Annotated in this window: 17 protein-coding genes and 1 tRNA gene; 13 read left to right on the forward strand and 5 right to left on the reverse strand. The window is 44.3% G+C overall.

What is annotated here, in order from left to right; translation table 11 throughout:
- Window positions 1-127 precede the first annotated feature (127 nt).
- From ACFSRY_RS11275 to ACFSRY_RS11300, 6 genes are all read left to right on the forward strand, one after another.
- Complete coding sequence (locus ACFSRY_RS11275; RefSeq protein WP_377507078.1) at window positions 128-715, forward strand: hypothetical protein; 588 nt, start codon at window positions 128-130, stop codon at window positions 713-715.
- A gap of 235 nt (window positions 716-950) precedes the next feature.
- On the forward strand, window positions 951-1,736 hold the full coding sequence (locus ACFSRY_RS11280; RefSeq protein ID WP_377507081.1) for a PKD domain-containing protein: 786 nt from the start codon (window positions 951-953) through the stop codon (window positions 1,734-1,736).
- 568 nt (window positions 1,737-2,304) lie between these two features.
- Window positions 2,305-2,850, forward strand: a complete 546-nt coding sequence (locus ACFSRY_RS11285) for an RNA polymerase sigma-70 factor (RefSeq protein ID WP_377507084.1) — start codon at window positions 2,305-2,307, stop codon at window positions 2,848-2,850.
- Window positions 2,851-2,948: 98 nt separating this feature from the next.
- Window positions 2,949-3,962, forward strand: coding sequence for a FecR family protein (locus ACFSRY_RS11290; protein ID WP_377507087.1), 1,014 nt, complete (start codon window positions 2,949-2,951; stop codon window positions 3,960-3,962).
- 20 nt (window positions 3,963-3,982) lie between these two features.
- A complete protein-coding gene (locus ACFSRY_RS11295) occupies window positions 3,983-6,625 on the forward strand; it encodes a TonB-dependent receptor plug domain-containing protein (RefSeq protein ID WP_377507090.1) in 2,643 nt (880 codons plus the stop codon).
- Window positions 6,626-6,635: 10 nt separating this feature from the next.
- The gene (locus ACFSRY_RS11300; RefSeq protein ID WP_377507093.1) at window positions 6,636-7,484 is read left to right on the forward strand and encodes a DUF4249 domain-containing protein; all 849 of its coding nucleotides are present in this window, start codon (window positions 6,636-6,638) and stop codon (window positions 7,482-7,484) included.
- 12 nt (window positions 7,485-7,496) lie between these two features.
- Here ACFSRY_RS11300 and ACFSRY_RS11305 read toward each other — a convergent pair whose 3' ends face one another.
- Window positions 7,497-7,838: an MGMT family protein gene (locus tag ACFSRY_RS11305; RefSeq protein ID WP_377507098.1), complete on the reverse strand. Its 342-nt coding sequence runs from the start codon at window positions 7,836-7,838 to the stop codon at window positions 7,497-7,499.
- A 227-nt stretch (window positions 7,839-8,065) separates the two neighbouring features.
- On the opposite strand from ACFSRY_RS11305, the gene ACFSRY_RS11310 reads away from it, so the two are divergent.
- The 5 genes from ACFSRY_RS11310 to ACFSRY_RS11330 all read left to right on the forward strand — a co-directional run bounded on the left by ACFSRY_RS11310 (window position 8,066) and on the right by ACFSRY_RS11330 (window position 16,001).
- Complete coding sequence (locus ACFSRY_RS11310; protein ID WP_377507101.1) at window positions 8,066-9,145, forward strand: efflux RND transporter periplasmic adaptor subunit; 1,080 nt, start codon at window positions 8,066-8,068, stop codon at window positions 9,143-9,145.
- Window positions 9,146-9,226: 81 nt separating this feature from the next.
- Complete coding sequence (locus ACFSRY_RS11315) at window positions 9,227-12,355, forward strand: efflux RND transporter permease subunit (RefSeq protein WP_377507104.1); 3,129 nt, start codon at window positions 9,227-9,229, stop codon at window positions 12,353-12,355.
- 48 nt (window positions 12,356-12,403) lie between these two features.
- A complete protein-coding gene (locus ACFSRY_RS11320; RefSeq protein WP_377507107.1) occupies window positions 12,404-13,750 on the forward strand; it encodes a TolC family protein in 1,347 nt (448 codons plus the stop codon).
- Between the two features lie 110 nt (window positions 13,751-13,860).
- Window positions 13,861-15,129 carry an MgtC/SapB family protein gene (locus ACFSRY_RS11325; protein ID WP_377507110.1) on the forward strand — a complete coding sequence of 423 codons (1,269 nt, stop codon included), beginning with the start codon at window positions 13,861-13,863 and terminating at the stop codon, window positions 15,127-15,129.
- Window positions 15,130-15,251: 122 nt separating this feature from the next.
- Window positions 15,252-16,001 carry a metallophosphoesterase family protein gene (locus ACFSRY_RS11330; RefSeq protein ID WP_377507113.1) on the forward strand — a complete coding sequence of 250 codons (750 nt, stop codon included), beginning with the start codon at window positions 15,252-15,254 and terminating at the stop codon, window positions 15,999-16,001.
- A 57-nt stretch (window positions 16,002-16,058) separates the two neighbouring features.
- Here the strand turns inward: ACFSRY_RS11330 and ACFSRY_RS11335 are convergent, their stop codons facing one another.
- The gene (locus ACFSRY_RS11335) at window positions 16,059-18,830 is read right to left on the reverse strand and encodes a cation-transporting P-type ATPase (RefSeq protein ID WP_377507116.1); all 2,772 of its coding nucleotides are present in this window, start codon (window positions 18,828-18,830) and stop codon (window positions 16,059-16,061) included.
- Between the two features lie 457 nt (window positions 18,831-19,287).
- Here ACFSRY_RS11335 and ACFSRY_RS11340 point away from each other — a divergent pair, with 457 nt between their 5' ends.
- The gene (locus ACFSRY_RS11340) at window positions 19,288-20,448 is read left to right on the forward strand and encodes a sensor histidine kinase (RefSeq protein ID WP_377507119.1); all 1,161 of its coding nucleotides are present in this window, start codon (window positions 19,288-19,290) and stop codon (window positions 20,446-20,448) included.
- A 35-nt stretch (window positions 20,449-20,483) separates the two neighbouring features.
- The gene (locus ACFSRY_RS11345; RefSeq protein WP_377507122.1) at window positions 20,484-21,431 is read left to right on the forward strand and encodes a hypothetical protein; all 948 of its coding nucleotides are present in this window, start codon (window positions 20,484-20,486) and stop codon (window positions 21,429-21,431) included.
- Between the two features lie 99 nt (window positions 21,432-21,530).
- Here ACFSRY_RS11345 and ACFSRY_RS11350 read toward each other — a convergent pair.
- The 3 genes from ACFSRY_RS11350 to ACFSRY_RS11360 all read right to left on the reverse strand — a co-directional run bounded on the left by ACFSRY_RS11350 (window position 21,531) and on the right by ACFSRY_RS11360 (window position 23,156).
- A tRNA-Ser gene (locus ACFSRY_RS11350) sits at window positions 21,531-21,615 on the reverse strand.
- Window positions 21,616-21,775: 160 nt separating this feature from the next.
- Window positions 21,776-22,744, reverse strand: a complete 969-nt coding sequence (locus ACFSRY_RS11355) for a YihY/virulence factor BrkB family protein (RefSeq protein WP_377507125.1) — start codon at window positions 22,742-22,744, stop codon at window positions 21,776-21,778.
- Window positions 22,734-23,156: an acyl-CoA thioesterase gene (locus ACFSRY_RS11360; RefSeq protein WP_377507128.1), complete on the reverse strand. Its 423-nt coding sequence runs from the start codon at window positions 23,154-23,156 to the stop codon at window positions 22,734-22,736. The genes ACFSRY_RS11355 and ACFSRY_RS11360 overlap by 11 nt, the downstream gene beginning before the upstream one ends.
- Between the last annotated feature and the right edge of the window lie 35 nt (window positions 23,157-23,191).

Consider the following 23,191-nt stretch of genomic DNA (forward strand, 5'->3'; position numbering starts at 1 on the left):
TCCGAAACTTCCATCTATTCATCTAACACATGCAACCATAAGGATACAAACTCATCATTAAGTTGTTATCATATTAGTAATCTGCTAGTTGCAACAAACCAATACTACCTAAAAACAAAATAAAAAGATGAAAAAGAAAATAACTTTCCATTTAACAGCAGTGCTGCTAATATGGATGTTGCCAATCTTCACACAGGCACAGAAAGGAAAGAGCTTTACAGTTGCAGATGCTGATAGGTTATTTGCCAAAATGTATGGCACACATGAAGCAAATACCCTCATATGGCTACCCCAGCAACAGCATTTCTTCGAAGCTATAGGCAAAGCCAGCTATAGCCTTAATAAAAATAACACCTTACGAGAGATATTCGAGATAAAACAGCCTGATGGTCAGGTACAGCAATATGAAGGTATGCTGCGTTTCTGCGAAGACAAAGCACATTTTGAGTTTGTCCAGTATGATGCCTCAGGAAATGCCCTTATTTTGATGGCTGGAAAATGGGACCCCGCTTTTAAAATGATACAAATGGAGCCAATCAAGCGGCTGTGGCATTTGAATGGCAAGAAAAGAGACAAGTATCAAGAGCTTCAACTACAGTATTTTTTCTTCGACGATGGTTCATTTAAGAAGGTACTGAGATCCTCTGAAGGCACAGGAATATCGTCCATAGTCTTTGAGTACCACTGCCTACGGCGGGAGAATAGAAACCTGTAAAGCAGTGATTTATACTATCGAGTCTCCTACTTCTACCAGGTCAGAAAAATACCACAGTAGATACACCTCCTAATTCAATATCTCTACTAAATTTCTTGATACAAGAAAAGATTACCTTCAGTAGGTTCGTATAAACTTACAGAAACATACAGGTGAGGTACACATTAAGAAAAATGATCTGTACCTAGTTTAACTGTACACTATATGCATCTATTCAGATTTAATTACAAGGTTCATGAAAAAGAGATTTCATTCCTTGACAATGACAGTGTTCATTTTCTTGTTGATACTTGCAGCGTGCTCAAAAGAAGATGCTGTCAGTCCTCTCCAACCTAGTCAGCCAACTGTTCCACCGCCCACTACACCTAATCCACCTCCTCCCAGTCCACCCTCACCCCCTCCTTCACCACCTGTTGGTCACACAGCACCAGTTGCACAAGCTGGCAACGACACAACCATTTATGTTCCTTTTAGCAGTTATACCCTAAATGGGAAAGCCAGTACAGGTAGCATTGTTTCTTATAGATGGAAATTGATCAAAGGCCCTTCTCAACAGGAAGTAATAAATTATGATACTTCTGACAAGCCTAAAACATTTGTAGACAGGCTTGTAAAAGTTGGTGTTTATGAATTCGAATTGACTGTGACCGACTATTATAATCTATCATCAGTAGATACGGTAAAAGTCACTGTTGCTGAGCCGAAGTGTGCCACTGAAAATAAAGAAGTAATTATTAAAGACTTAAAGTGGACACATCCCTGGTACACGCAAATCAGCATATCTAATGTTTTTTCATACCTGCCAGCAAACAGCTACATCAAAAACTTTTACATAAAAAGAGACGGATCTAACGACTGGGAGTTAGTAGTTCCCTGGGATTATAATTTGACTACCAACAACGGACAACATACATGGGATCATGTCGAATACTTTGAATATGGTATTTGGGTGCTGGCAATTTACCCTGGTGCTAACACTACAGATGATACTCCTGATGTTAAAATAGAATACTGTAATTAACCTTTTGTCCGTTAATACAATCTCCGAGACTATAATAAAGCGACCAACTGAGAGAGTGACAGCCTATGCAACTAACCCGGATAGGGCACCTAAATGTTATGTAACCATCATGTCTGCGCAATAGGAACATCAAAACCCTTGCAGGTTGGCGCACAAATAGCATTTGTAGCCAAGTTTGTGGGTCGGAAGCTCGCTTATTCATATGTGATCAGGAAGTATAATAGATCCCGATACACAAAATTGTTATTAGCACTGCAGACGGCCTTTCCCGTTGGAGACAACCCATACTTGGGAGGATCTAGGAAATAGGAAAACTAAGATGACTTTATGAAATGCAGGAGAGCCTTCCGGATTTCCGAAAGTTTTCTCTTCCTTTATGGGTCCAGCTATGCGCCAGGATAATAAAAGGATCTAAGGCTGCTGAAAAATTGCTGGAGAGCTGATTCATTTGTAAGTGGCTTCAGTACCAAATTTATTCTTGTTGCTTCATATTCTCCTGATCTTCACCTACACACTGCTCAAAATCCAGGTATAAGTTCCTATATTTATAGCTTCATTTCTGAATACTATGTCCGACGAGCAGGACCAACTTATACACTACGAAAGCCTCTTCAGGCAAAACTACCAACGCCTGTGCCAGCGTATTCACCGGATAGTTGGTGACATGGATGTGGCTGAGGATATCGTACAGGCAATATTTGTACAGTATTGGAATCACCAGGACCGTCATACAGTAGAGAATTCAGAAGCTTATCTTTATAGAGCGTGTCTTAACAAAGCTCTCAATCACATTAGCACCCAAAAGCGCCGTGCTATACTTGCTGAGCAGTACCAGCAAGAGCAGACTCAAACAGTTGAGGCAGGCCAAGAACTGGAGCTGCACGAGCTACAGCAGCGAGTACAGCAGGTAATAAATAACCTGCCTCCTATGTGCCAAAAGGTATTCCTTCTTAGTCGCTACGAAGAGATGACGCACAAGGAGATCGCTGACTTCCTGAACATCTCCCCCAATACGGTAGACAACCACATTAAGAAAGCCCTAAGTTTGTTTCGTAAAGCGCTGCTGGGGCTACTGTTGGTATGTCTAAAAATTATTTTTCATTTTTTTTCATGACGGAGTAGCGGTACTGCTTTTTTCAACTGTCATACTTATGAGAAACGATAGAAAAGACTGGTGCCTTGGCAAAAGCCACCAAGCTATAATCAAACTTAATGTGCGAAACTGCACCACCTGCCATGGATAGCAAATACTGGGATATAGCAGCCAAAACCTTTGAGGGAAAGGCCACGCCTACTGAGCAGGAGGTGCTACTACAATGGCTGGAACAGCATCCGGAGCATATGGATGAGTACAAAGCTCAGAAACAGCTCTGGAAAATGACAGCGCCTGCTCAAACCTTAACAGTAGACACTGATGCTGCCTGGCAAAAAGTGCATGCTAAACTGGAGCACACGCACCATCAGGACAAGAAGGTGATTCCGCTCTACCGGCAACTGTGGCAGGTAGCTGCCGCTGCAGTACTAGTAATTGGCATAGCCTGGCTGGCTAAGCTCTACTTCCTGCCTTATTATGGAATGCAGGTAGTAGAATCTGGTAACAAGGATATAGCCGTATGGCTGCCCGACAGTAGTCGCGTTTGGCTCAATAAAAGCAGTTTATTGGCCTATGATCCTGATTTTGACGGACCACAGCGAGATGTACGCTTAGAAGGAGAAGCATTCTTTGAAGTGACGCACAATCCGCAGAAACCTTTTGTAATAGAAGCAGAAGCAGCAAAGACACTGGTGTTAGGCACTTCTTTTAACCTGCGCGCTTACCCACTGGAAGAAACTGTGGAGCTAACAGTGGCCACAGGCAAAGTAGCTTTTAGTGCTGCAGGGGCTGAGCAAGCCATTGTGACTCCTGGCTTTGGTGTTACATTTTTGAAGCAGGATAAGCGGATTGTGAAGTACGACGCACCTGATGAAAATGCCTGGGCCTGGAAAACCCAAAAGTTACAGTTCAAGGGAAAGTCTCTTCGCGATGTGCTGACTGAACTAGAGCGGTATTATGGCGCAAGGATGCTATTGCAACAACCAGACCTGGCCAGCTGTCGCTTTACAGGTACCTTTCAAGGCAGTAGCCTGGAAGAGGTCCTTCAGGTTCTGGAAGCATCCCTGCAAATAGAGATTTCAAAGCAAAATGAACATACCTATATCATCGTAACCGGCGAAGGCTGTAAATAAAAAGATCAACTTCATCATCTATGAACAAACGAATACTGTGCTTCGGCATTTGCTGGCTTGCTATTGCCTTTACCGTTCTAGGGCAGGCGAACTTACTCGATCAGAAAATATCAGTAAAAAGAACCGATACCACCATCCAGCTGGTGTTAACGGAGCTATCTGAAAGGTATAATATTCCCTTCTCTTACGGCAACGATCTAGTGCCGCTGCAGCGGAAGATAAATATCACGGCTGAAAACCAGCCACTGCGCCAGGTACTTGACAAGATACTTCAAGGCACCCGTACGCATTACAGCATAATTGGGAGCCAAGTTATTTTGCACCCAGCCAGGAACACAACAAACAAGAATGAACGCCTTACAATCAGTGGACATGTTATAGATGCGACATCAGGAGAGAGTTTGGCAGGAGCCACTATAACAAACGGGACTCTCGGTTCCGTCTCTAACACTTTTGGATTTTATAGCTTAGCTGTACCTCCTGGCCCAATGCAGTTACAGGTGCGTTATCTTGGATATGAAGTGCTGCGTGTTTCCATCCCATTTGTTTCCAAAGATACTGTGCTTCAGTTGCAGTTACAGCCTCTGTCGAATGTAATCCATGAAGTAAATGTAGTGGCTGAAAAAGCCACAGACTTGTATCAGGCTAACCGTCTATCGATCAGAAGCACAGAAATTAAGCAACTCCCTCAACTCATGGGTGAAGCCGATGTGATCAAAGCAATACAGCTACTGCCAGGTGTATTAGCCGGAAGAGAAGGATCTTCTGATCTCATTGTGCGAGGTGGTAGCCCTGACCAAAACCTCATCTTACTGGATGGAGTGCCGGTTTATAATGTATCTCATTTGCTTGGTACCTTTTCCGTTTTTAACCCTGATGCTATTAAAAATGTTGATGTGATCAAAGGCGGCTTTCCGGCACCATATGGAGGCAGGCTTTCTTCTATCGTGGATGTACAACTGAAAGAAGGTAACAATCAGCGGATTTCAGGAGAGGGTAGCGTAGGGTTCATTTCATCAAAGTTTCTTCTGGAAGGTCCTATTAGTAGTGAAAAAACTTCTTTCCTGGTTACAGCACGACGCACTTATCTGGATCTACTTACAGCTGCAGCTGAAGCTATGAGTGGCGAGACTATGAGCAGCAGCTATAGTTTCTACGATCTTAACGCTAAGATCAACCACACCTTCTCTCCTTCAAATAGAATTTATTTGAGTGTATATGGTGGGAATGACGGTTTCTCTGACAAGCAAGAGTTTATTAATGAAAATCAACGATTTAAAATGCATTGGGGTAACATCACAAGTGCACTGCGCTGGAACCATATTTATAATGCAAGGCTGTTTAGTAACTTGACCCTCACCCATAGCCGCTATAGCTTTGGGCAAAGCACACAGCTTACTCAGAATCAAGGGGGTATTGACATTAACCGTACGGTGGACTATACTTCAGGAATAAAGGACTGGGGGGCCAAAGTAGATTTTGATTTTGCTGCTGATACCAAACATAGTGTCAAATTTGGGGGCAGCTATACCTACCATAGCTTTAACCCTGAACATACCACACTGGCAACTGACACCCTAATACTTACAGCAGGCACTTCATATGACATTTTAGCACACGAATTCTATACTTATGCAGAAGATAGGATCCAGCTGAGTAACCGACTGCAAGCTTCTGCCGGTTTACACTTCTCTGGCTTTGTCGTAAACGGTAAAACCTTTAATTCCCTGCAACCACGACTTTCTCTTGGTTATACATCTGAAAGCGGCATTAGTATACGTGCATCCTATGCCACAATGGCACAATACCTACACTTGTTAAGTAATACATCCACGGGCACACCTACAGATATTTGGGTTCCTGTTACTGATAAAGTAAAACCACAGCGTTCGTGGCAAGCAACTTTGGGTGCTGCTTCTGTTATAAACCAGCAGTGGGAGCTTACATCCGACCTATACTATAAAGTAATGAAAGACGTGGCGGAGTTTAAAGATGGAGGAGACTTTGTAGGCGACTTTTTAAGGAGCGGCCCTCAAACTAACTTTGCCAACTTTGTTGCTCCGCCTTACGAAACACGCATAGCAAGCGGCAAAGGCTGGAGTTACGGATCAGAATGGCTGTTGCGAAAGCGACAAGGCAGAACTACTGGCTGGGCAGGTTATACTTTGGCTTGGTCGTGGAGGCAACTGGACAGTATCAACTATAACCATAAATACCCTTACACTTATGACAGCCGACACAGTGTATCTCTTGTTGCTAACCATCAGCTAACAGAGAAGCTAAGTATAGGCGGCAGCTGGGTGTACCGCACCGGCTATGCCACCACGCTGCCCATGGTCAGGTACAAAGCCTACGGCGAGCCTATCTACAGACCCGGTTCCGAATCGCCGCACATTGAAACTGTGGATTACCTGGGTGAACGCAATAATTACCGCATGCCAGCTTACCACCGCCTGGATCTAAGCCTGACACATACCAAAATCAAAAAGTGGGGAGAGCGCAGCTGGAACTTTTCTGTTTACAATGCCTACAACCGCAGAAATCCATACTATTTGTACCTAAGCAATGCCAGTTCGAGCACCACCTCAGGTTCCCAGCGCAGGCTTTATCAAAAGTCGCTGTTTCCGGTGTTGCCGTCTTTTAGCTATGGATTTAAATTCTAAATTAAACCCGATGAGAAAGTTAACTTCATTTTTATGTATTTTGCTGTTGCTGAGCGGATGCACAGATATTGTTGAACTAGAACTGCCTGAACCAAAGGCGCAGTTGGTTGTTAACAGCACTTTTACCCCAGACAGTGCATGGGCCGTTGAAATTAGTGCAAGCCAAAGTGCTCTAACAAGTATGCCTTATCATATGGTACAAAATGCGGTAGTGGAGATATACCAGGGCAGCCAAAAGATAAACTCACTGCAGCATATTGGCAATGGCAAGTATAAATCTACCGAAGTGTTACCACTACCTCTGCAACGTTATACTATAAAAGCTAATGCGCCTGGATACCATAGTTGCACCGCAACCGACTTTGTGCCTTCAAAACCTGTTATCACAAATTTTAAATTAGCTGCCGTTCGTAATGTCAAAGACCCTCAGATGGCTGAAGTAGAGGCATCCTTTATCCTAAAAGATGAGCCAAATGCAGCAAACTATTATTACGTAAATGCTTATATACAGGACACATCACACACAGGCGAACCATATAAGAACTACGTCAGCATTAACTTTAATGCACCATTTGAGGAGGAGTTCAATGTTAGTAGCCGGTACTTCTTCAGCGACAAGTTTATAGATGGACAAGATGCCCCTCTTAAAGTACGGTATGAAAGGCCAGCCAAAGGCAAGGTGCTGACTTTGAATGTAGTCCAAATCACCCCTGACTATTATACTTATTCTAAAACGTTAGAGAAACAATCATACCGTGACAATTTTCTGACTGCTCCAATACCTGTTCACAACAACATAAAAGATGGATTTGGTATTTTTGCTGGGTATAACAAATCAACCTATCATATAAAACACTAACTATACTCTATCCTACATCAACTCCTTCGCCGGGTCCCAGAAAAGTTTCTGAAAGTCCACCACCTGGTTATTCTCCACCCGCACCCCGTCCTGCTCCAGGCGTTCCTGCATGGCGTTTGGAGAATCAAAATGCTGGCTGCCTGTGAGCATTCCTATTCGGTTCACAACCCTGTGCGCCGGAATATGAGTCATCGGGTGCGACGCGATTAACGCCCAGCCAACCATACGCGCGGAGCCTTTCGAGCCCAGGTAACTGGCTATTGCTCCGTAGGAAGTCACCCGCCCAGGAGGAATTAACTTTACCACCTCATATACGTCCTGAAAAAAATTTCTTTTCTTGCTGTTTTCACTCATATCGGCACATATTTTTACTTACCACTGTTTAAACATAGAAACTCACTGTTTGTCGTGCTAAAATACCTGTTTGTAGAGGAAGGTGCACGCTTACTTTTCTTTGATCTGATGACTCAGTAATTTTAAACGTTTTACCTTTTAGACTGTCTAAGTACGAACTATACCCTTGTTGCCTTGTTAAGGCTTTAGCAATTAGAATCATACATTATAACCCGCATAAGACTCAGATGAGTAAACCTATTAAATCCGTACTAATTTTGGTAGCAGTTGTAGCTGTTGGCTACCTGCTTTACTCAAAAATTTTTACCAGCGATGAACCAGCCACACCAGCTGGCGGTGGCGGAGGCCCTATGGCCCAGAAAGTAGCCGTTGACGTGTACGTAGTTTCCCCCACAGCTTATCAAAACTCTATTGTCTCTACGGGTACCGTTTTACCAAATGAAGATGTGGAACTGCGCAGTGAAGTCTCAGGCCGTGTAACCAACATAAACTTTGAAGAAGGAAGCCGTGTGCGCAAAGGGCAACTGCTGTTAACAGTGAATGCAGCAGAAATGCAGGCGCAACTCCAGAAGCTGCAGTCTAACCAAAAGCTTTACCAGGATATGGAGCAACGCCAGCGCACCCTGCTCGAGAAAGACTATATCAGCAAACAGGAGTATGACCAGGTAAGTAATCAATTGGCGACAGCTACTGCAGACATTCAGGCACTTAAAGCCTCTCTTGCAAAGGCATATATCAGAGCTCCTTTTGATGGCGTAGTTGGTCTGCGTCAGGTAAGCGAAGGCAGCTATGTGACAGCCTCTACCCCTATTGCACGCATCGTAGATGTAAGCCCTGTTAAAATAGAGTTCTCTATTCCTGGCCGGTACAGCCAGATGATAAAGGAAGGTGATAAGATAACCTTTACAGCAGAGGGTAGCCCTGAAGTAAATGAAGCAAATATTTATGCCATTCAGCCTAACATAGACCCTGCTACGCGCACCCTACAGGTACGAGCCCTTTTTGATAACAAAAATGAAGAAGTTAGACCTGGAGCTTTTGTGAGGATAGGCCTTGGTCTGAAAGAAGTTGAAGAGGCAATACTTGTTCCAACTGAATCCATTATACCAGAAGCTGAAGGACATAAACTGTTCCTTGTAAAAGACGGCAAAGCTGTACCACAGATAGTTAAAATTGGTCAGCGCTCTGAAACAATGATCCAGATACTGGAAGGCATTGAGCCAGGTGATACAATCATTCAATCCGGTGTGCTACAGGCACGTCCGGGATCTGACCTTACCATTCGCAGGGTAAAAAGGCCAGAGTAAATAGTTCCAGATGTGCAGTAGTAGAAGCTAAGAAATTGGCCCCGCTGCTCATCTACCATTGTATTTTGATTTAGAAGAAGTATGGCAAGCTTATCATCCATAAGTATAAAACGACCGGTACTGGCCATCGTGATGAGTATCACGATCATTGTATTTGGTATCATAGGTATATCCTTTCTGGGGGTGCGCGAATATCCAAGCGTAGATCCTCCGATTGTAAACGTTTCTACGAGCTACACGGGAGCCAATGCTGAGACCATAGAGTCGGAAATTACTGAGCCCCTCGAGGAGTCTATTAATGGTATTGCTGGTATCCGAACACTTACCTCTTCCAGCCGTGAGGGTAGCAGTAACATTACTGTAGAGTTCAACCTGGGCGTGGACATGGAAGCCGCAGCAAATGATGTGCGTGACCGCGTGGCCCGTGCGCAACGCAGGCTACCAGACAATGCTGACCCTCCTACCGTTTCTAAAGCCGATGCTGACGCTAACCCTATCATCTTTGTGGGTATCAAGAGTGCTACACGTAACCTCTTAGACATTTCAGCTATTGCTCAGAACGTATTTAAGGAGCGACTCCAGACTATACCGGGTGTTAGCTCGGTAGATATTTGGGGAGAGAAACGTTATTCTATGCGCCTGTGGCTTGATCCGGATAAGCTGGCTGCCTTGCAGGTAACGCCCATTGAAGTACAGAACGCACTGGTTCGCCAGAACCTGGAGCTCCCATCCGGTAGAATTGAGGGTGCCACCACTGAACTTTCAGTGCGTACTATGGGCCGTATTTCTACTCCTGAAGAGTTTAACCAACTGATTGTGCGTGAGGATGCGGATCGTTTGATACGTTTCAGCGACATCGGCCATGCTGAGTTAGCCCCTGAAAACGAAAAATCCATACTTCGCCGCGACGGTATTCCGATGGTGGGCGTGGTGCTGATTCCGCAGCCAGGCTCTAACCAGGTAGAGATTGCTGATGAGTTTTATGTACGCCTGGAGCAGATCAAAAAAGACCTCCCAGAAGACATTGAAGTAGTTATCGGCTTTGACAACACGAAATACATCAAGGCTTCTATTTCCGAGGTACAAGAAACCATCTTTGTTGCCTTCGGACTGGTTGTGATAATCATCTTCTTGTTCTTGAGAGACTGGCGCTCAACGGTTATACCAGTAGTTGCTATTCCAGTTTCATTGATCGGAGCTTTCTTTATCATGTACATAATGGATTTCTCCATTAACGTACTGACGCTGCTTGGTATCGTTCTAGCCATTGGTCTGGTTGTGGATGATGCCATTGTAATGCTGGAGAATATTTACTCCAGGATAGAAAGCGGCCAGCAACCTATGAAGGCTGCCAAGAAAGGATCAGAGGAAATATACTTTGCTATTATCTCCACTACAGTAGCTCTTGCGGCTGTGTTTATGCCTGTTATATTCCTGGAAGGTATTACCGGCCGCCTTTTCCGCGAATTCGGTATCGTGGTGGCGGGCTCTGTTATTATTTCCTCTTTCGTCTCGCTAACACTTACGCCGATGATGTGCTCGCGGATGCTGAAGCACCGTGAAAGGCCAAACTGGTTCTACCGCAAAACGGAGCCGTTCTTTACCGCCTTAACAAGTGGTTATAGAAGCAGCTTAGAGAGCTTTATGCGTGTCCGATGGGTTGCCTTTATCATAGTTATTGTATCAGCCGGCGCTATATTCCTGTTCATGAAAACGCTGCCCTCAGAGCTTGCCCCAGACGAAGACCGCGGCGGTTTACGAGTAATGGTGACTGGGCCGGAAGGAGCCTCTTATGAATTTATGGATGAGTACATGAGTGAGTTAACCCAGCTTGTGAATGACTCTATCCAAGGCATTGACAATTTAGTGGCCATGACCTCACCGGGGTTTGCAGGTGGTGGGTCTAACTCAGGTTTCCTGCGTGTAAGGTTAGTTGAACCTGAAAACAGAAATCAGACACAACAGGAAATTGTGGATGAGATATCCAGACTCACCAACCAACTTACCGGTGCACGCGCTTTCGGTTCCGGAGACAAAGGACTGGGCGGCGGACGTGGATCAGGCCAACCTGTGCAGTTCGTGGTACAGGCACCGGACGGCTCCAAGCTTCGCGAGATCATTCCATTGATCATGGAGGAAGCACGCCAGGACCCGACTTTCGGGTTTGTGGATGTGAACCTTAAGTTTAATAAACCAGAATTACGTGTTGAGATTAACCGGGAGAAAGCCCAGGCAATGGGTGTAAGCGTACGCGATGTAGCCCAGACGTTACAAGCTGGTCTCAGCGGTCAGCGCTTCGGGTACTTCATCAAAGACGGAAAACAGTACCAGATCATCGGGCAGGTGGCTCGCGAAAATCGCTCTGCTCCTATCGACTTGCGCAGTCTTTATGTAAAGAATAACCAGGGACAGTTAATTCAATTGGATAACCTGATAGACCTTAGCGAAGAGAGTGCCTCTCCACAGTTGTACCGCTTCAACCGTTTTGCTGCTGCTACCTTTAGTGCATCACTTGCCAAAGGCAAGACGATCAGCGATGGCATTGAGGCGATGGATGCGATTGCAGATAAAGTGCTGGATGATACGTACCAGACTTCACTGGCAGGCCAGTCACGAGATTTCTCGGAGAGCTCCAGCAGTTTATTGTTTGCCTTCATACTGGCTCTTGGCCTGATTTACCTGGCACTTTCTGCACAGTTCGAAAGTTTCAGGGATCCGGTTATCATTATGTTTACGGTGCCACTTGCCCTGGCAGGAGCCTTGATAAGCATCTGGTATTTTGGAGAAACGCTTAACATCTTCAGCCAGATTGGTATGATTATGCTAGTGGGACTTGTAACGAAGAATGGTATCCTGCTCGTGGAGTTTGCTAACCAGCGCAAAGAGGCCGGGCTTAATAAACTTGAGGCTGCCACGGATGCCGCTGTTCAGCGTTTCCGTCCGATCCTGATGACCTCCATGTCTACTATTCTTGGTACCTTGCCAATTGCCCTTGCTTTAGGTGCCGGTGCTGAAAGCCGTGTTTCGATGGGTATTGCCGTAGTGGGAGGTTTGATCTTCTCTACTGGTCTTACGCTTTATGTGATTCCGGCTGTTTATTCTTACTTCTCGTCTGCAGAAGCCAACGTTTCGCGCATGCCAGATCAGGATGAGGATGAAAATGAACCAGAGGTTTCAGCACGTGAGCAAGAGCCTGTTCTTTCCAGATAATTCCTGGTTATTAAAACAACTATAGAAAAACCATAGGATAAACTATTCATGTCTCCATTGAAAACCGCAGTGCTTCTGCTTACCGCAGTGGCACTGCTTTTACCTGAAAAGGCCTTTAGCCAGGATAAACTAACCCTGGAGGAGGCTATCCGCATCGGCCTTGAACAGAATTATGCTATTAGAATAGCTGACAAACAGGAAGACATTGCTGAAAACAATGTAACCCTCGGAAATGCCGGCTTTCTGCCCACAGCAGATGGCCGCGTAAGCAGGGACTTTACCAATAACAACATTCGTAACCAGTTCGAGAATAACCCACCCCGCGAGGTAGATAACTCAAAAACGAATGTTACCAATGCCAGTGTGCTTCTTAACTGGACGGTGTTTGATGGCGGCCGCATGTTTATAGAATACAACCGGTTGCAAGCCCTGGAGAAGTCCGGCAAGTTGTTTACTAAAGCTATAGTCGAAAATACAGTAGCTGATATTTCTGATGCCTATTATGAAGTGGTACGACAGGCCCGAAAAATAAAAGCAATAGAGGACGCCATTACTATTTCGGAGCAACGCTTAAAAATGACTCAGGAGCAGTACAATGTTGGTGTAAGTCCCAAGGTGGAAATTCTGCGCGCTCAGGTAGATTTTAATGCAGATAAATCTGAGCTACTCTTACAAAAGGAGGCCCTGCGTAATGCAAAGATCGATTTGAACCAGCTCCTTGGCCGCAATCCTAACATTGATTTCGACCCAATTGACTCTATTGTTGTTGATAAAACTATTAGCATTGCGTTAGAGGAAGCCACGTTACTTGCAGCTAATCCAGATTTGCAGCGCATTCAGTTACAACGTGATCTTGCCATCTATGATCTTCGTGCTGCCCGTGCACAGCGTTTGCCTGTAATCGGTTTGGCTGGAAGCTATGGCTACAACCGTGCTTTACAGGATCCTGTAATCTTTGGTAACACAGTAGGAACAAACGAGAGTGAACGAATAGGCTTTAACTATGGCGTTGTTTTATCAGTACCGCTGTTCAATGGGTTTAATATAAGCCGCCAGGTGCAGAACTCCCGCATAGCTATTGAGACAAGTACGTTGGAATTTCAGCAGGAGCAAAACCGATTAGAAGCTGAACTTGCCCGAGCCTACAGCCAGTATGTGAATCGCCTGGAACTACTTGATCTGGAAGAAACAAACCAGGTGCTTGCACAACAAAATGCAGAAATAGCGCTGGAACGTTACCGGCTTGGTCTTTTAACTGCCATTGAACTTCGGGAGGCACAGCGCAACCAATTAGTTGCAGAGAACCGATTAATTGACATTCGTTATCAGGCTAAAACCGCTGAGATTGAGTTAAAACGTCTGAGCAGTTCTTTGCTTCAGGACAGCCAGCTATAAAAATGTAACAAACAATAGCTGAAACAGCGTAAAGAATATGCAAATATAAAAGTATAGCCATGGCTATACTTTTATTGTTTTAAGCAGTAGCTTGTGATTTACAACACTCTATGAAACCGGAGCTCTTCCAAATATTAGCGATATCCTTAGGTCTTGGCTTATTGGTTGGCTTGCAACGCCAGCATGAAAAGTCAGAACTTGCCGGTATTCGTACTTTTCCATTGATCACTCTTTTTGGGACCCTGTCTGCCTTACTGGCAAATGAGTTTGGCGGATGGGTAATTGCTGCTGCCCTGTTAAGTATGGCAGGCCTGGTGGTGATGGGCAACGTCATGAAAAGCAAAGAACCACCCTTTAGTCCCGGTCTTACAACAGAAGCTGCTGCCCTGCTTATGTTCACTGTAGGAGCATACCTGGTATTAGGAGAAACAACAGTGGCAGTAGCAGTGGGTGCTACAACAGCCGTACTCCTTCACCTGAAGGATACACTTCATCGTTTTGTAGCGCGCATAGGAGGAAAAGACCTTAAAGCTATCATGCAGTTTGTGGTAATATCTCTTGTTATTCTACCCATACTGCCTAATGATACCTATGGCCCCTATGATGTTCTGAACCCACACAACATCTGGCTTATGGTAGTACTCATTGTCGGCATCAGTTTACTCGGGTATTTCGCTTACAAAATTTTCGGGCAGAAAGCTGGCACTGTCTTAGGGGGTATTCTTGGTGGACTCATTTCAAGTACAGCCACCACGGTAAGCTACGCCAGAAGAACAAAAAATGCTGATAGCAGCACATCCCTGGCTGCTCTTGTCATATTCATCGCTTCGGTTGTTTCTGTTGTGCGCATCATCATAGAGGTTTCCGTTGTCGCCACTGAAACTGTTCCTGTAGTTGTCCCTCCACTTGCGGCGCTGTTTCTGCTGATGCTTCTTTTGGCAGGGGGAATGTATTTCTTTAAAGGCAGTGGGCATGATAAGATGCCTGAACAGGGGAATCCGGCTCAGCTAAAAACTGCCTTGGTCTTTGGTTTGATTTACGCGGTTGTAATACTGGCAACGGCTTTTGCAAAGGACTATTTTGGCAGCAAGGGGCTATACATAGTCGCTGTTATTTCCGGACTTACAGATGTAGATGCCATTACCCTCTCCACATCAAGACTCATGCGCATTGGTAATGTGGAGCTGCAAAATGGCTGGCGTGTCATTCTTGTTGCGGCACTCTCTAACCTTTTGTTTAAAGGAGTATTAGTCGCCGTTTTAGGAGATCGTAAAGTATTCTTTAAGGTTGCCACCCTATTCGGCATAGTACTAGCTGGAGGACTTGCCATCTTATGGCTTTGGCCTAATGATCCAAAGTTCTTTTCTGACTTATTCTGATGTCTTAAACCGTGCCTTAGCAACAATATCTTTATTTTTCTAAGTAATACCTTTCTGCCCTTAACCTTCAGCAACTGGAGCTGCCTGTGTAACTCTAGCTCTAAAAATCCAGTTTTAGTAGCATGGATAAAAAGAAATCTAACTCAGGTAAGCTTAAGATAGCCGCCGTAGGCGATATACATGTACATGATACTGATCAAGGCAAATGGACAGACTTCTTTAAAGAGGTGTCAGCCAAGGCAGATGTGCTTTTGCTTTGTGGAGATCTAACAGATACTGGTAAAGAATCAGAAGCTGAGGTGCTTGCTGAAGAACTGAGAGCCTGCTCCATTCCTGTGCTGGCTGTACTTGGCAACCACGACTACGAGGGAGACCAGGTGAAGAAACTGCAAAAGATTTTTGCCAGAACACAGCTACAGCTATTGGATGGTGATTTCAAAGTGATTGAAAATGTTGGTTTTGCAGGGGTGAAAGGTTACGGTGGAGGCTTCGATAAATATACCCTTGGCATGTTCGGAGAAAAACTGAATAAGGATTTTGTACAGGAAACAGTAAATGAGGCGCTGAAATTAGATGCTGCCCTGGCGCAGCTGGATAGCGAGCACTCAGACCTGAAAAAGGTTGTATTGCTGCACTATGCTCCCATAAAATCGACAGTAGAAGGCGAGCCTGAGGCCATACATCCTTTCTTAGGCTGCTCCAGGTTGGAGGAGCCGCTTAACCGAAGAAATGTAACGGCTGCCTTTCATGGTCATGCACATATCGGTAAACTAGAAGGTAAAACCGCTACCGGGGTGCGGGTGTTTAATGTTTCTAAACCTGTACTGCAGCAGAATGGTTATGAAACGCCATTCTATCTGCTAGAAGTATAGCTATAAGATTCGGATAAGACAGACCTAGCCAGACAGTTTAGTGTATTATATTTTACACTAGCTGTGCCTGGCTTTTCTCTCTGCTACTTTAAACCTGATAGCTTTTTCAATTGACACAATGGTAAATAAAATAGCTCCCGCTCCAATTACGCGAATCCATGACATTACACCTATTGGGCTGGAATGGAACAACGTATTCATAAAAGGAACATAAATAAACAGCACCTGAAAAACCATCATAGCTGCTATACCATAGTATACCCACATGTTGCTGAAGTAACCTATTTCATTCATTGGTCTCACCAATGAGCGGCAATTCAAAAGATAAACAGACTCTAAGACCACAAATACCGTTGTAGCCACCGTTTGCGCTTCAGATACAGACGCTCCAAGTACCCGGCGCTCATAAAGGTATAAGCTGAAAGCAGCAATAAGAAGCAGAGTACCGACTAGTAATGTACGCATGATGAGTTCATAGCTTAGGATCGGTTCATTTGCGGGCCGCGGAGGACGGCTCATTATGTCCGGTTCCTTAGGCTCGAACGCTAACATCAAACCCAGAAGCACAGCTGTTGCCATGTTTATCCAGAGAATCTGAACTGGCTGAACTGGTAATTGGGTACCAAATGCAACAGCAGCGATAATAACGAGTCCTTCTCCCAAGTTGGTAGGCAAGGTCCAGACAATAAACTTAGTCAGGTTATCAAACACACCTCTGCCTTCCTCAACCGCCCCTTCTATGGAAGAAAAATTATCATCCGTTAACACCATATCGGCAGCATCCTTGGCCACCTCTGTACCGGTTATTCCCATGGCTATACCTATGTTTGCCTGCTTCAGAGCAGGACCGTCATTTACTCCATCCCCGGTCATGGCTACAATTTTCCCTCTAGCTTGCAAAGACTTAACGAGACGGAGCTTCTGATCAGGCGCCACCCGGGCAAAGACGGCCACATCCTCAGCAGCTTCTTCTAACTCCCGGTCGTTTAGAGCTTGTAGTTCCCTACCGGTTATCGCAACAAGTTTTCCATTCTCTTTTCTTCCCATCAGCCCAATTTGCCCGGCTATAGTTGCGGCTGTAACAGCATGGTCCCCGGTTATCATTTTAACATCGATACCTGCTTGCTGGCACAACCTTACAGCAACAATTGCTTCCTGCCGAGGTGGGTCAATCATCCCCTGCAGACCCAGGAAAATCATCCCTGCGCTTACACTTTTATGGTCAATGTTTTTGAGGTTATCATTTACTTCCAGCATCGCAAACCCAAGAACCCGCAAACCTTTTGCAGCCATCTTTTCCACTTCATTCAGGATTCTTCGCTTATTTAAGGTGGTTGTGGTGCCATCAGGCTGCATATAAAGAGCAGATCTTTCCAGAATAGCTTCTACAGATCCCTTCATAAATACAACGTTAGGCTGATTGGTATGTAGCGTTGCCATATACTGGTATTCTGATTCAAAGGGAATACTGTCAAGGCGTTGATAATCCTTGCCCAGTTGTTCTTCCATAAAACCTGCTTTTCGTGCAGATACTAATAGAGCTCCTTCAGTTGGATCTCCTTCTATAATCCATCGCTCCTCCTGTTTTTTCAGTGCACTGTCGTTGCAAAGCATTCCTGCCTTCAGGCACAACTGTAAGGTTTTATTCATACTTGCCACTATAGCCTCCTCACCAGCAGTCACCTCCCCATCTGGTCTATATCCTAATCCGGTTACATGGTAGGTACTGTTTCCGGCAAAAATATCCTGTACGGTCATCTGATTTTCTGTCAGGGTACCTGTTTTATCTGAACAGATAACATTGGTACTCCCTAGCGTCTCTACGGCCACCAATTTGCGAATAATTGCCCTTCTGGCTGCCATTTTAGACACTCCCAAAGCAAGCATAATAGTTACAGCCACTGGTAACCCTTCCGGTATAGTACCTACAGCCAGTGCAACTGCCACCATAAACATATCTACGGCGCTTTCTCCCCGATAAAGACCTACAGCAAACACAACTGCCGATAGCCCGACAATTACCCAAAGCAACAGATGACTGAACTTCTTGATCTTGATGGTAAGTGGTGTCTGCAGTTCCTCAGCACCCGCAATAGACTGTTGTATCTTACCTATCTCTGTGCTGTCGCCGGTGGCTACCACTATTCCTTTCCCTTGTCCGTAAGTAACCACCGTAGAACTGAAGCCAAGGCAAAACCGATCTCCCAGCACCACATCATGTGGCACTGGTTCCACGCTCTTCTCCACAGCAACAGACTCCCCGGTCAGCGACGATTCATCCACCTTCAAATCCCGTAGTTTAGTCAGGCGCAAGTCTGCTGGAAACTTGTCGCCAGACTGTATGACAACAACGTCACCAGGCACAAGCTCCTGCGCGTCTATGTTACATCTTTTACCATCTCTGATTACCTGTGCTCTTAAAGCCATACTCCTGGAAAGCGCATCTATAGCTTTAAGTGCTTTAGACTCCTGTATAAACCCGATAATTGCATTAATAAAAACCACGGCAAAGATGACAAGCGAATCCAGGTATTCGCCTAAAAGGATAGTTACTACCGTTGCTATAAGCAGGATGTAAATGAGTGGCTGGTGAAACTGCAACAGAAAACGAATAAAAACACTTTGCTGCTGCTTTGGCGTAAGAACATTCCGGCCATAACGCTCCAATCTCTCTCCGGCTTCGCTGCTGCTCAGTCCTGTAGAGGAAGAAGTATTAAGAAGTTCCTCTACTTGTATGGGGTTCAGGCTGTGCCAATCTACTTTCTTATCCTGCTGCACTCCATGGGACTTTGAACCAACAGCATCTGTAGTTAAGGATTCTAACACCATAATTTTAAGCTTTGCGCGGGACTACTAGGATATTCTGCTTTTATCCTCTTAAAGTTACTTCGGTATTAACTAAAAAAAGATGACAGATATCATGACGCTTTTTTAGAAAGTCCAATTATAAGTAAAACATTAGCCCGATTAGCAACCACACATGAATTCTAAACCTAAATAGCCGGCGTAGCTACTTTAAGTCAGTTATAAAATCTTAGACTCCAACAAAAGTATTTCTGATTTTTTGGGCTAAAGCACCTGTTTAAAGGGGTAAAGCCCCGGAACTAATGAGTAAACTATCAGCGACTAATTCAACGCCAACACCTTGATCTGCTTAATGTTTAAACACAGGAACTCAATCACTTAGTGGGGCGTTAACATCACAACAACTGAGCATAATCCAACAAAACAAACTTAAAACCCTAAGAAGCACTTCCAGGAACAAAGGAAGTCAGGAGTCAGAGCAATGAAGAATACTTTTGTATCTCTTGAGGAAGTAACTAAGTTTTTACCTGATACAGTTATTGTTGTTGATGAACAAATAAAAATTATAGCTGCAAATGAGCAAATCACTACCCTTTTTGGTTATCAGCCCGATGAAATAATTGGTCAAAAGCTGAATGTACTTTTGCCACAAAGATATAGAGCCAAGCATGACCAGCATTTCAGCCAGTATCTTGAAAAACCTTCTGTCCGAAGAATGGGTGTAGGCCTTCACCTGTTTGGACTAAGAAAAGACGGTGCTGAAATAGACATAGATGTTGCCCTGTCTCCTGTAGAAATGAGGGATAAGAAAATTGTGATTGCCACTATCAGAGATGTAACTGATAAAATGGAGCTGGAGCGGAAGCTCCTGAAGAAGAACGAGCAGCTGGAAATAATTAACTCAGAGCTAGAGAGGTTTGGGTATATGATTGCTCATGATCTGAAGTCCCCACTAATAAACATACATGCGCTTATTCACTTAATGACGAAAGAATTACCCCAGGATAAAAGTGAGAAACTGGACGAATATATTGCTGCAGTGAGAAATAGCCTTGAATCTATGACCAACATGATTTCAGGTGTTTCAGCTTACACAAATGCAGGAACAAGCGTTAAAGTTGAAGAGGATGTGGACTTAAATCTTACCGTTGCAGAAGTGCGGAAACTTATCCAGATTCCGGCTAAAGGCACCATATCTGTAGAAGGTCAGTTACCGACCGTAAGAGGCAACAAAGCGAAAATGCTGCAGTTGTTCATGAACCTGGTATCTAATGCCTTTAAGTTCAATGACAAGGAGGAGCCAAAAGTAGAGATAAAATGTTCAGAAAAAGGAAGCCACTTCCTTATAAGTATTTCTGATAACGGCCCAGGAGTACCATTTGAGTTCAGAAGACGGATATTCAGGCTCTTTGATAAAGGCAACTCTGTAAGGAAGGACTCTCAGGGTATTGGTTTATCTATTGTGAAGAAAATTGTGGAGGAGCGTGGAGGTGCAATAGTAGTTGATGAAAGCGCATTAGGCGGCGCAGATTTTATTTTCACCTGGCCATCACCTACAAGCCCAGCAGTACCTCCGGCTGCACTGAAAGCAGTTAAGGCTGAATTGACCAAAGGTACTTGCCCATTCATGTCTAGTAAATAAAGCTTTAGAAAACCTCTTATCTTTTACCACACCTCATGAGCCTGCATTTCCTGAAACTAAGCTTTAGTACGTCATTTAAATACCTGAAGGCTGAATGGCAACGTCCAGTCAGTAGCGAAGAGTATCGGCATGGTGTACGTGCCATTGCTGTATGTATAGCTAAACTACAGGTACAGTATTCTTTGATTGACTTTACAAAGACTGAAGCACCATCCATCAAAGACCTGCAATGTACCGCTGGTTTCCTTCAACAGGCATTTCAGAAAACATCTCTTCGCCGAAGCGCTAGAGTTCTTGCCGACACCAGTGCTCAATGGACTGCTTATAAGCAGGTAGCAGAGGAAACTAAGGCCCTCCCCTACCAAACTGACGTTTTTGAGTGTTGTAAGGAAGCCAAAGCGTGGCTTTTTCAGGATTATGACATTGGAATAAATGAGCCAGAGGCTCTTATTCCAATTCTTATAGATGGAAGTGGTCCTGTATTAAGTGAATTTTCAGGTTTGACACAAACAGAGGAAGACAAAGAAGCCCATATCCCCAATTTTGTAACTTCAAAAGTTATTGATGGCGTATTGCTTCGCACGGATTACGTGGAAGCAACTCTCTCAAGACAAAAAGATTTGCTGTCGGTTCGTTGGTTAAGACCTGTTTCGAGCGAAGAGTACAGGTGTGGTATACAGGACGCTGCACAGCTATTCATAAAGCACAAGCTTCAAAGGCTTCTGGTGAATAAACAAAGGTTAGGTGTTCTTTCGATAGGTGATCAGAGTTGGTTAGCAAAGTATTATGCCAGCATGGCTCATCGCAGTAATTTACAGCGTTTAGCTGTTGTTTCTTCCAACGATGTGATGCAGCAGATAACGGATGAGCCATTGTATCATAAAGTCAAAGGCAGCACGAAAATTTTCTTCCATATCCAATATTTTCTTTCAGAAGATGAGGCACTGGAATGGTTTGGTTTAGCTGACGAGGTGATGAGCTAAAAAAGAAGAAGCTGCAGTTGTTTACTGCAGCTTCTTCTTTTTTAGGTTGCTCTTATTCTTCTAAAACAAAAAAGCCCGAGCTTTTCAGCTCAGGCTTTGCAGAGAGTGAGGGATTCGAACCCCCGGACCTGTTACAGTCAACGGTTTTCAAGACCGCCGCGTTCGACCACTCCGCCAACTCTCTAACGATTTCGAGTACAAAAGTAGGGTCTCGCTCTGAATTATCAAAGCTATACGAGAAAATTTTTCACCGGTTTATCTTCAAAAACCATAAACCACTGATTCTTAAGATTAAAATTTTAATTAAAATTTAACACCTCTCCGTTAACCTTCTTTAGCCTGTGTTAAGCCTTGGCTACAGAAGCTGTAACTGATTTGCGTGTACGCACCAGGCGTTTTGTAACGGTATCGATGCTCACATTGATCTCAAAGCCAAGAATCAGGATCATAGACACAAAATCTAGCCAGATCATAAGACCTATCAAGGCCCCAATAGACCCATAAAACTTGTTGTAGGTATCAAAGGCACTGATGTAAAAAGAGAAGATCATCGACACCAGAAAGATGAGCCCTGTAGCCACCACCGCCCCGGCTGAGAAGAAAGGCCATTTATCCTCAATTGCCGGCACGTAATAATATACAATAGAGGTTGCCAGCAGGAACAGCAGCACAATAGCTACATACTTCAGAATCACGAGCAAAGTATAGGTGTAACTTTCTGTTACAATCTCATAAAACACCAGCACATCCAGAATCCATTGCCCAAAGAAAATAGCCGCAACTGCGGTAAAAAGTATAAGCGATAGAACCACTGTAAGGGCTGTGGCAATCAATCGCTTTTTAATGTAGCTGCGTTTATAAAAGGTATGATACTTTTTATCAAAAGCATCCATCAGCGACATGATCCCATTTGTGGAGAGTATAAGCGCAAAAAGAAAACCGAATGACAATAAACCTCCACGGGGCTTGTTCACGATATCCTCTATTGTGGAATAAGCCACAGCATACATCTCCTCCGGCATAAGATCCGCAATAAAGTTAAGGATGCTTTCACTTAGATCCAGCGAAAGTACACTCGGTATGTATGGGATAAGTGTGAAGAGGAATATGATGCTGGGGAAAATAGCCAGCGTAAAGTTGAACGCCATGTAAGAGGCGCGCTTGGTAATAGAATCCAGGCGTAGTTCTCCAATGAGAACATCCATAACCTCGTACACCGAAGACTGACCACTGTTGAAACGCCACCTCTTCAGAAACACGATGAACTTACGGTACGCTCTGCGGCGTTTTAAATACTGCTGATTAAGCCTCATTCGCTACAAAGTACGAATCTAGTTTTTCATGGATAAGGCTTGGTACTGCTGTTGGTCTACCTGATTCCATGTTCACAAAAACCATTGTAGTTTCTCCAACATTTAACAACTCCTGAGCCTGATTATAAACTTCGTACTCGAATTTTATACGAGAACCAGTTGGCTTATGCTTTAATAAGAGCTTGATTGTCAACAAATCATCGTACTTTGCCGGACGAATATACTTGCATTTCAGCTCTAACACCGGCATCATTGTACCTGTTGCCTCCATTTCTTTGTAATGAATTCCCAGTCGCCTGAATACTTCGGTACGGGCTACTTCATAGTAGGCAGCATAGTTACCATAGTATACATACCCCATCTGGTCTGTTTCCGCGTAGCGTACGCGTATTTGTACTTCTGATTCGAACACTGCTGTCAGTTTTAAAGATTGGCGAAACACGAAAG

It is taken from the genome of Pontibacter locisalis, from assembly GCF_042684605.1.
Classification (GTDB): domain Bacteria; phylum Bacteroidota; class Bacteroidia; order Cytophagales; family Hymenobacteraceae; genus Pontibacter; species Pontibacter locisalis.

What these genes read in the sequence shown, in the direction of transcription:
- ACFSRY_RS11320 (WP_377507107.1), top strand. Translation starts at nt 12,404, where the DNA reads ATGTCTCCATTGAAAACCGCAGTGCTTCTGCTTACCGCAGTGGCACTG.
- ACFSRY_RS11290 (WP_377507087.1), top strand. Translation starts at nt 2,949, where the DNA reads ATGTGCGAAACTGCACCACCTGCCATGGATAGCAAATACTGGGATATA.
- ACFSRY_RS11345 (WP_377507122.1), top strand. Translation starts at nt 20,484, where the DNA reads ATGAGCCTGCATTTCCTGAAACTAAGCTTTAGTACGTCATTTAAATAC.
- ACFSRY_RS11355 (WP_377507125.1), bottom strand. Translation starts at nt 22,744, where the DNA reads ATGAGGCTTAATCAGCAGTATTTAAAACGCCGCAGAGCGTACCGTAAG.
- ACFSRY_RS11300 (WP_377507093.1), top strand. Translation starts at nt 6,636, where the DNA reads ATGAGAAAGTTAACTTCATTTTTATGTATTTTGCTGTTGCTGAGCGGA.
- ACFSRY_RS11330 (WP_377507113.1), top strand. Translation starts at nt 15,252, where the DNA reads ATGGATAAAAAGAAATCTAACTCAGGTAAGCTTAAGATAGCCGCCGTA.
- ACFSRY_RS11275 (WP_377507078.1), top strand. Translation starts at nt 128, where the DNA reads ATGAAAAAGAAAATAACTTTCCATTTAACAGCAGTGCTGCTAATATGG.
- ACFSRY_RS11295 (WP_377507090.1), top strand. Translation starts at nt 3,983, where the DNA reads ATGAACAAACGAATACTGTGCTTCGGCATTTGCTGGCTTGCTATTGCC.
- ACFSRY_RS11280 (WP_377507081.1), top strand. Translation starts at nt 951, where the DNA reads ATGAAAAAGAGATTTCATTCCTTGACAATGACAGTGTTCATTTTCTTG.
- ACFSRY_RS11310 (WP_377507101.1), top strand. Translation starts at nt 8,066, where the DNA reads ATGAGTAAACCTATTAAATCCGTACTAATTTTGGTAGCAGTTGTAGCT.
- ACFSRY_RS11305 (WP_377507098.1), bottom strand. Translation starts at nt 7,838, where the DNA reads ATGAGTGAAAACAGCAAGAAAAGAAATTTTTTTCAGGACGTATATGAG.
- ACFSRY_RS11285 (WP_377507084.1), top strand. Translation starts at nt 2,305, where the DNA reads ATGTCCGACGAGCAGGACCAACTTATACACTACGAAAGCCTCTTCAGG.
- ACFSRY_RS11315 (WP_377507104.1), top strand. Translation starts at nt 9,227, where the DNA reads ATGGCAAGCTTATCATCCATAAGTATAAAACGACCGGTACTGGCCATC.
- ACFSRY_RS11335 (WP_377507116.1), bottom strand. Translation starts at nt 18,830, where the DNA reads ATGGTGTTAGAATCCTTAACTACAGATGCTGTTGGTTCAAAGTCCCAT.
- ACFSRY_RS11325 (WP_377507110.1), top strand. Translation starts at nt 13,861, where the DNA reads ATGAAACCGGAGCTCTTCCAAATATTAGCGATATCCTTAGGTCTTGGC.
- ACFSRY_RS11340 (WP_377507119.1), top strand. Translation starts at nt 19,288, where the DNA reads ATGAAGAATACTTTTGTATCTCTTGAGGAAGTAACTAAGTTTTTACCT.